Raw genomic sequence first — 6,920 nt, forward strand, 5'->3', positions numbered from 1 at the left:
GCTCGTCAGGTGGTGGGGACGCCAAGTCGGTCGAGCAGATGGCGGCGCAGCGCGCCGAAGGCCGGGTCGTCCGGGGTACGGGTGGGGCCGAGGTCGACGGGCAGTTCCGCGGCGATGCGGCCCTCGTCGAGGAGCAGGATCCGGTCGGCGAGCAGCAGCGCCTCCTCGACGTCGTGGGTGACCAGCAGGGCGGCGAAGCCGTGCTCGGCGCGTAGCCGGCGCAGCAGGATCTGCATCCGCAGCCGGGTCAGCGCGTCCAGCGCACCGAACGGCTCGTCGAGCAGCAGCAGGTCCGGTTCGCGGACCAGGGCCCGCGCCACGGCCACCCGCTGCGCCTGCCCACCGGACAACTCGGCCGGCCAGGCGCGGTGCCGCTCGGCCAACCCGACCTCGGCCAGCGCCCGCCGGATCCGGCTCGGGCCGTCCACGCCGGACAGCCCGAGCCCCACGTTGTCCGCCACCCGTTTCCACGGCAGCAACCGGTGTTCCTGGAAGACCACGGCGGCGGTGCCGTGCACGACGCTCGTCCCGCTGCCACCCAGCAGGGCCACCACCTCACCGCGGGCGATGGTCAGGTCGACCCCGGCCAGCACGACAGCCGACCCGAACGCCCGGCGCACCGCGTGGGCGGTCAGCACCGGCTCGGCGCCGTTCAGGTGGCCCGCAGTCCCCGACGCCATGTCAACATCCTCCTCTCCAGGACGCGCAACGCAAGGTCGGATATCAGCCCGAGCAGGGCGTAGACGAGCAGTCCGAGCACCACCACGTCGGTCTGGCTGAACTCCCGCGCCTCCATCATCAGAAAGCCGATCCCGGTCTGGGCGTTGACCTGCTCGCCGACGACCAGGCTGAGCCAGGCCGCCCCGATCGCCAGCCGCAGGCCGAGGAAGAGCGACGGCAGCGTGCCGGGCAGCACCACGTGGCGCAGTCGGGCGGCCTGGCCCAGACCACAGGTGCGGGCCGCCTCCACCAGCCGTTCGTCGATGTCCCGGATGCCGGCGTAGGTGTTGAAGTAGATGGGGAAGAACGGGCCCAGTGCCACCAGGCTGATCTTCAGTGATTCGCCGATGCCGACCCAGATGATTAGCAACGGCACCAGCCCGAGGTGCGGCAGCATCCGGGCCATCTGCACCGGCGGGTCGACCAGGTCGTCACCGAGCCGCAGCAGCCCGGCCACGGTGCCCAGGGCCAGGGCCAGGAGACCGCCGATCAGCAGGCCCGCCCCGGCCCGGGTGAGGGAGTCCAGCAGGTGGATGCCGAGGGTTCCGTCCCGGCTCAGCCGTACGCCGGTGGCCAGGACATCGCTCGGCGCGGTCCTGCGCGACCGAGGACTGTGGCGGCACCCCGACGGCCCGCAGGGCGCGGCGGACCACGTCGACGTTCCGTTCGCCGGTTCGCCCGCGCCGCAGCCCGCCGGAGCCCGCTGACCGGGCCCGCCCGGCCCCGACGGCCGCTGCGGTCAGGCGGGTCGGCGGGCCATCCGTCGGCCGATCCGCCGCCCGGCGAGGCTCACCAGCGTGCTGCCGACCGCCATCCCGACCAGCACCAGAATCCCGCCAACCACCCACAGCCCGCTGTCGTCGGTCCCGGCGGCCCGCCACGACCAGGCCGCCGTGAACGCCACCGTCATCACCGGCGCCACCAGCCACGGGCTGAGCCGCGTCCCGGCCAGCGCGGCCAACAGCACCAGCGTCAACACGCACCCGATCACCTGCCACGGCTGGTACGGGCCGCTGCTCGCGCCGGTCTGCGCGTCGACGTCGTACTCGGTGTCCCAGCCCAGCCAGAGCAGCCACGCCCCGACCGTGGCCGCCGCCAGGAACAGAACACCGAGCAGTGCCCGCGTACCCCTCGTCGCCGTCATCCGGCGATCATGCCCTGCGAACCCCCCGCACCGGAACAGCGGTCCCGCGTCCCAACCTCGGGCGTGAACGGCACCCGCACCGACCGCGCCCGGACTGTTGCCTCGGTCGGTGACGATCCTCTACGGTCTGCTCAGCGGTGGGCGGTGCGGTCCGCATCCGACCCGACGCCGCCGGTTGCCCGTCGTGCGGGCCGGGATGGTGGAGTCCCGGGTCGCCCCGTCGGCGGTGCCCCGGCGGTCGTGTGACTCCCAGCTCGTCCCCGGGTCCGGCCCGGGGTGGCTCCGCGTGGAGCCGACGGCGAGCCGGGGCACGCCGACCCACCGGGAGAGCCCCGTGTTCCTCAGCCCGCATGAGCAGGACCGCCTGCTCGTCCACGTCGCGGCCGATGTCGCCCGCGCCCGCCGCGAACGCGGCCTGCGCCTCAACTACCCCGAAGCCGTCGCGGTGATCACCGCGTTCCTCCTCGAAGGAGCCCGCGACGGGCGGTCGGTCGTCGACCTGATGTCGGCCGGCCGGGCCGTGCTCGGCCGCGACGACGTCCAGGACGGCATCCCCGAGCTGCTGAGGGAGGTGCAGGTGGAGGCGACGTTCCCGGACGGCACCAAGCTGGTGACGGTGCACCACCCGATCCCGTGATCCCCGGGGAGATTCTGCCGGCGGCCGACCCGGTGGAGATCAACGTGGGTCGCCCAGTGACCACAGTGCTCGTGGTCAACACCGCCGACCGCCCGGTGCAGGTCGGCTCGCACTACCACTTCGCCGAAGCCAACCCGGCACTGTCGTTCGACCGGGGCGCGGCCTGGGGGCAGCGGCTCGCCGTTCCGGCGGGCACCTCGGTCCGGTTCGAGCCGGGCATCAGCCGCACCGTCGACCTCGTACCCCTCGGTGGCGCACGCGTCGTGCCGGGCCTGCGCGAAGAATGCGCGGGACCGTTGGACGCGTCGCCGCACGCACCCACGGCCGCCGGGTCGCCGCGGTGAGCGCCGTGCGGCGGGACCGCTACATCGACCTGTACGGGCCGACGACCGGCGACCGGATCCGGCTGGCCGACACCAACCTGCTGATCGAGGTGGAGACCGACCACTGTGTGGGCGGCGACGAGGCGGTCTTCGGCGGCGGGAAGGTGATCCGTGAATCGATGGGGCAGTCCCGGGCCACCCGCGCCGAGGGGGCACTGGACACCGTCATCACCGGCGCTGTGGTGCTCGACCACTGGGGCGTGGTCAAGGCCGACGTGGGGCTGCGCGACGGACGCATCGTGGCGCTCGGCCGGGCCGGCAACCCGGACACCATGCCCGGTGTCCACCCCGACCTGGTGATCGGCCCGTCGACCGAGGTGATCGCGGGCAACGGGCGGATCCTCACCGCCGGCGCGGTGGACACCCACGTGCACTTCATCTGCCCGCAGATCGTCACCGAGGCGCTGGCCAGTGGCATCACCACGCTGGTCGGCGGCGGCACCGGGCCGGCGGAGGGGACCCGCGCGACGACTGTCACGCCGAATGCCTGGCACCTGGCCCGGATGCACGAGGCGCTGGACACCATGCCGGTCAACGTGCTGCTGCTCGGCAAGGGCAACACCGTCTCCAGCGACGCGCTGTGGGAACAGTTGCGGGCCGGCGCGGGCGGGTTCAAGCTGCACGAGGACTGGGGCACCACACCGGCGGCGATCGACGCCTGCCTGCGGGTGGCGGACGCGTCCGGCGTGCAGGTGTCGATCCACACCGACACGCTCAACGAGGCCGGATTCGTCGCCGACACCCTGCGGGCGATCGGTGGACGGGCGATCCACTCGTACCACACCGAGGGGGCCGGTGGCGGGCACGCGCCCGACATCATCACGGTGGCCAGCGAACCGAACGTGTTGCCGTCATCGACCAACCCGACCCGGCCGTACACCGCCAACACCCTGGCCGAACACCTGGACATGCTGATGGTCTGCCACCATCTCAACCCGTCCGTGCCGGAGGACCTGGCCTTCGCCGAGAGCCGGATCCGACCCTCCACGATGGCCGCCGAGGACCTCCTGCACGACCTCGGCGCGATCTCCATCATCGGTTCCGACGCGCAGGCGATGGGCCGCGTCGGCGAGGTCATCACGCGGACCTGGCAGAGCGCGCACGTGATGAAGGACCGGGTCGGCGCGCTGCCGGGCGACGGGGCCGCCGACAACCACCGGGCCCGGCGGTACGTGGCGAAGTACACCATCTGCGCGGCGATGGCCAACGGGCTGGAACGGGAGATCGGCTCGGTCGAGCCGGGCAAGCTCGCCGACCTGGTGCTGTGGGACCCGGCGTTCTTCGGCGTCCGACCGCATCTCGTGCTCAAGGGCGGCATGATCGCGTACGCCCAGATGGGCGACGCCAACGCCTCGATCCCGACACCGCAGCCGATGCTGCCGCGGCCGATGTTCGGGGCGTACGGCGCGGCGGCGGCAGCGACCAGCCTGGCCTTCGTGGCCCCGGCGGCCCTGGACGCCGGGCTCCGCCTGGACGTGCGACGCCGGGTGGTGCCGGTGAGCGACGTACGGTCACGGGGCAAGGCCGACCTGCCGGAGAACAACGCGATGCCGCGCATTGAGGTGGACCCGGACACCTTCACCGTGCGGATCGACGGGCAGGTGGTGGAGCCGGACCCGGTGACCCGGCTGCCGATGGCCCAGCGGTACTTCCTGTTCTGATGGCGACGCCGAGCCTGCTGTTGCTGTTGGCCGACGGGCGCTTCCCGGCCGGGGCGCACGCGCACTCCGGTGGCCTGGAGGCGGCCGTCGCCGCCGGCCGGGTCACCGACCTGGCCACGTTGGAGGCCTTCCTGGTCGGACGGCTGGCCACCGCCGGACTGGTAGGCGCGGCGTTCGCGGCGGCCGCACACCGGGCGGGGGCGTTGGCTGAGCCGGCCGTCCGGTCGGCGGCGCTGGGTGCGCGGGCCGTCGGGTTGGCGGCGCGGGCCCGGCTCGACGCGGAGCTGGACGCGCGTACCGCCTCCCCGGCGTTGCGGGCGGTCTCGCGCCGGCAGGGCCGGGCGTTGCTGCGTGCGGGCCGGGCCATCTGGCCGGACGCCCCGTTCGCCGACCTGCCGGCGACGCCCGGTGGCGCACACCAACCGCTGGTGCTCGGGCTGCTCTGCGCCGCGGCCGGGCTGTCCCGCGTCGAGACCGCCACGATCGCCGCGTACGGAACGGTGACCGGGGCGGCCAGCGCCGGCGTACGTCTGCTCGGCCTCGACCCGTACCGGGTCCAGGCCCTGCTGGTCGGCCTGGCCGACGCCTGCGACGGCACGGCTGCCGACGCGGCGCGGGCCGCCGACGACCCACCGGAGCGGCTGCCGGCCGCCGCCGCTCCACTCGCCGACATCCATGCCGAAATCCATGCCACCTGGGAGGTGCGTCTCTTTGCGTCCTGACACCGTTGTGCCGAGCGCTGTGCCCGCCGTCGAACCGACCACGCCGCCGCCGGCCGCCCCACCTCACGACGAGACCGTCCCGCACACCCATCCGGAGCCGGGGGTGGACCCTCATCCGCCGCTGGCGCGCGCCGGCCGTGCGCTGCGGATCGGCATCGGCGGCCCGGTAGGCTCCGGCAAGACGGCCCTGGTGGCGGCGCTCTGCCGGGCCTTCGCCGACGAGCTGCGGCTCGGCGTGGTCACCAACGACATCTACACCACGGAGGACGCCGACTTCCTCCGCCGGGCCGGAGTGCTGGACCCGGCCCGGATCCGCGCGGTGGAGACCGGTTGCTGCCCGCACACCGCGATCCGCGACGACATCGGGGCCAACCTGGACGCGGTCGACGAGCTGGCCGAGACGGTCGGCCCGCTGGACCTGGTCCTGGTGGAGAGCGGTGGGGACAACCTGACCGCGACCTTCAGCCGGGGGCTGGTCGACCGGCAGATCTTCGTGGTCGACGTGGCGGGAGGCGACAAGGTGCCCCGCAAGGGCGGTCCGGGGGTCACCGCCGCCGACCTCCTCGTGATCAACAAGACCGACCTGGCGTCGATGGTGGGTGCCGATCTCGCCGTGATGGACCGTGACGCGCGGGCCCGCCGCGGCGACCTCCCGACCCTCTTCCTGTCCATCGTGGGAGACCCCACGGCGACGCCGGTAGCGGACTGGATCCGGCACGAGTTGGCTCACCACGCCGCCCTGCACCCGCTCACCGCGCCGGTCGGCCCGGCCTGATGCGGGCGCGGGCCCGGCTGGTCGCCCGGTCCGACGATCGGGGCGGCACGGCCCTGGTCGAGCTGCGCGGCGAGACGCCGTTGCTGCTGCGCCAGACCCCCGCCGACGGTGGTGTCGCCACGGTGCACCTCGTCGGCGGGGCGGCCGGCCCGCTCGCCGGGGACGATCTGCGCCTGGAGATCGAGGTGGGCCCGGGCGCGGCGGTGCGGGTGCACAGCGTCGCCGCGTCGATCGCCCTGCCGGGCCGGGCAGGTGCCGTGTCCCGGATGGCGGTACGGGCGGTGGTGCACGCCGGGGCCACGCTGCACTGGCTTCCGGAGCAGTTGGTCGCGGCGGCCGGCTGCGCCCACCTGGCCGAGTCCCGGATCGAGCTGGCCGACGGGGCGAGCCTGCGGTGGCGCGACGAGCTGATCTGCGGCCGGTACGACGAGACGCCCGGCGCAGCTGTCGTGCACACCCAGGTCGACTACGCGGGTCGACCACTGCTGCGCCAGTCCCTGGCGGTGGGGCCGCAGGCGCCGGGCTGGGCCGGCCCCGCGGTGCTCGGCGGCGCCCCAGCCACCGGATCGCTGCTGGTGGTCGACCCGTCGCGGCCCGCCGAACCTCCGACGGCCGAGGGCAGTGTCGCCCGGCTGCCGTTGGCCGGCGGTCCGGCGACACTGTGGACCGCCAACGCTCCCGACGCGCACACCCTGCGCGCCCACCTCACGGGCTAGGAAGCCCTCTCGGTCCGCCTGGGCCCCCCGGGGCCGTTCTGGACGCGGACACTGCGGAGAGCGTGATGTCTGTGAGTCATCGTGATGACTCACAGACATCAGGCCCTCGGGCGGGTGTCGTTCGCGGTCGAGTGGCGCGTGCGGATGGGGGGCGTTCGCGGC

The 6,920-nt window shown here is 74.0% G+C and carries 10 protein-coding genes; 7 read left to right on the forward strand and 3 right to left on the reverse strand.

What is annotated here, in order from left to right; translation table 11 throughout:
- Positions 1–5: 5 nt before the first annotated feature.
- Both ABZU52_RS18500 and ABZU52_RS18505 read right to left on the reverse strand, forming a co-directional pair.
- A complete protein-coding gene (locus ABZU52_RS18500; protein WP_354972235.1) occupies positions 6–680 on the reverse strand; it encodes an ABC transporter ATP-binding protein in 675 nt (224 codons plus the stop codon).
- Positions 653–1,297, reverse strand: a complete 645-nt coding sequence (locus ABZU52_RS18505; RefSeq protein WP_354972244.1) for an ABC transporter permease subunit — start codon at positions 1,295–1,297, stop codon at positions 653–655. Before ABZU52_RS18505 ends, ABZU52_RS18500 begins: the two co-directional genes overlap by 28 nt.
- On the opposite strand from ABZU52_RS18505, the gene ABZU52_RS18510 reads away from it, so the two are divergent.
- The gene (locus tag ABZU52_RS18510) at positions 1,254–1,427 is read left to right on the forward strand and encodes a hypothetical protein (protein WP_354972236.1); all 174 of its coding nucleotides are present in this window, start codon (positions 1,254–1,256) and stop codon (positions 1,425–1,427) included. The genes ABZU52_RS18505 and ABZU52_RS18510 overlap by 44 nt on opposite strands.
- Positions 1,428–1,459: 32 nt before the next feature.
- Here ABZU52_RS18510 and ABZU52_RS18515 read toward each other — a convergent pair whose 3' ends face one another.
- Positions 1,460–1,864 (reverse strand): hypothetical protein, encoded by a 405-nt coding sequence (locus ABZU52_RS18515; RefSeq protein WP_354972237.1) that lies wholly within the window; start codon positions 1,862–1,864, stop codon positions 1,460–1,462.
- 334 nt (positions 1,865–2,198) lie between these two features.
- Between ABZU52_RS18515 and ABZU52_RS18520 the strand changes: the two genes are divergently transcribed.
- Genes ABZU52_RS18520 through ABZU52_RS18545 form a run of 6 tightly spaced genes read left to right on the forward strand, consistent with a single transcriptional unit; the run spans position 2,199 to position 6,758 of the window.
- Positions 2,199–2,501: an urease subunit gamma gene (locus tag ABZU52_RS18520; RefSeq protein ID WP_030335444.1), complete on the forward strand. Its 303-nt coding sequence runs from the start codon at positions 2,199–2,201 to the stop codon at positions 2,499–2,501.
- The gene (locus ABZU52_RS18525) at positions 2,498–2,845 is read left to right on the forward strand and encodes an urease subunit beta (RefSeq protein ID WP_354972238.1); all 348 of its coding nucleotides are present in this window, start codon (positions 2,498–2,500) and stop codon (positions 2,843–2,845) included. Before ABZU52_RS18520 ends, ABZU52_RS18525 begins: the two co-directional genes overlap by 4 nt.
- Positions 2,842–4,545: an urease subunit alpha gene (locus ABZU52_RS18530; protein ID WP_354972239.1), complete on the forward strand. Its 1,704-nt coding sequence runs from the start codon at positions 2,842–2,844 to the stop codon at positions 4,543–4,545. Before ABZU52_RS18525 ends, ABZU52_RS18530 begins: the two co-directional genes overlap by 4 nt.
- Positions 4,545–5,267 carry an urease accessory UreF family protein gene (locus ABZU52_RS18535; RefSeq protein WP_354972240.1) on the forward strand — a complete coding sequence of 241 codons (723 nt, stop codon included), beginning with the start codon at positions 4,545–4,547 and terminating at the stop codon, positions 5,265–5,267. The genes ABZU52_RS18530 and ABZU52_RS18535 overlap by 1 nt, the downstream gene beginning before the upstream one ends.
- Complete coding sequence (gene ureG, locus ABZU52_RS18540; RefSeq protein ID WP_354972241.1) at positions 5,257–6,042, forward strand: urease accessory protein UreG; 786 nt, start codon at positions 5,257–5,259, stop codon at positions 6,040–6,042. The genes ABZU52_RS18535 and ureG overlap by 11 nt, the downstream gene beginning before the upstream one ends.
- Positions 6,042–6,758 carry an urease accessory protein UreD gene (locus tag ABZU52_RS18545; protein WP_354972242.1) on the forward strand — a complete coding sequence of 239 codons (717 nt, stop codon included), beginning with the start codon at positions 6,042–6,044 and terminating at the stop codon, positions 6,756–6,758. Before ureG ends, ABZU52_RS18545 begins: the two co-directional genes overlap by 1 nt.
- The last annotated feature ends 162 nt before the right edge of the window (positions 6,759–6,920 follow it).

Origin of the sequence: Micromonospora sp. NPDC005220, assembly GCF_040607895.1 — a bacterium.
Lineage (GTDB): Bacteria > Actinomycetota > Actinomycetes > Mycobacteriales > Micromonosporaceae > Micromonospora.

Coding starts and splice junctions, on each gene's coding strand:
- ABZU52_RS18535 (WP_354972240.1), top strand. CDS start 4,545: ATGGCGACGCCGAGCCTGCTGTTGCTGTTGGCCGACGGGCGCTTCCCG.
- ABZU52_RS18515 (WP_354972237.1), bottom strand. CDS start 1,864: ATGACGGCGACGAGGGGTACGCGGGCACTGCTCGGTGTTCTGTTCCTG.
- ABZU52_RS18545 (WP_354972242.1), top strand. CDS start 6,042: ATGCGGGCGCGGGCCCGGCTGGTCGCCCGGTCCGACGATCGGGGCGGC.
- ABZU52_RS18500 (WP_354972235.1), bottom strand. CDS start 680: ATGGCGTCGGGGACTGCGGGCCACCTGAACGGCGCCGAGCCGGTGCTG.
- ABZU52_RS18510 (WP_354972236.1), top strand. CDS start 1,254: ATGCCGAGGGTTCCGTCCCGGCTCAGCCGTACGCCGGTGGCCAGGACA.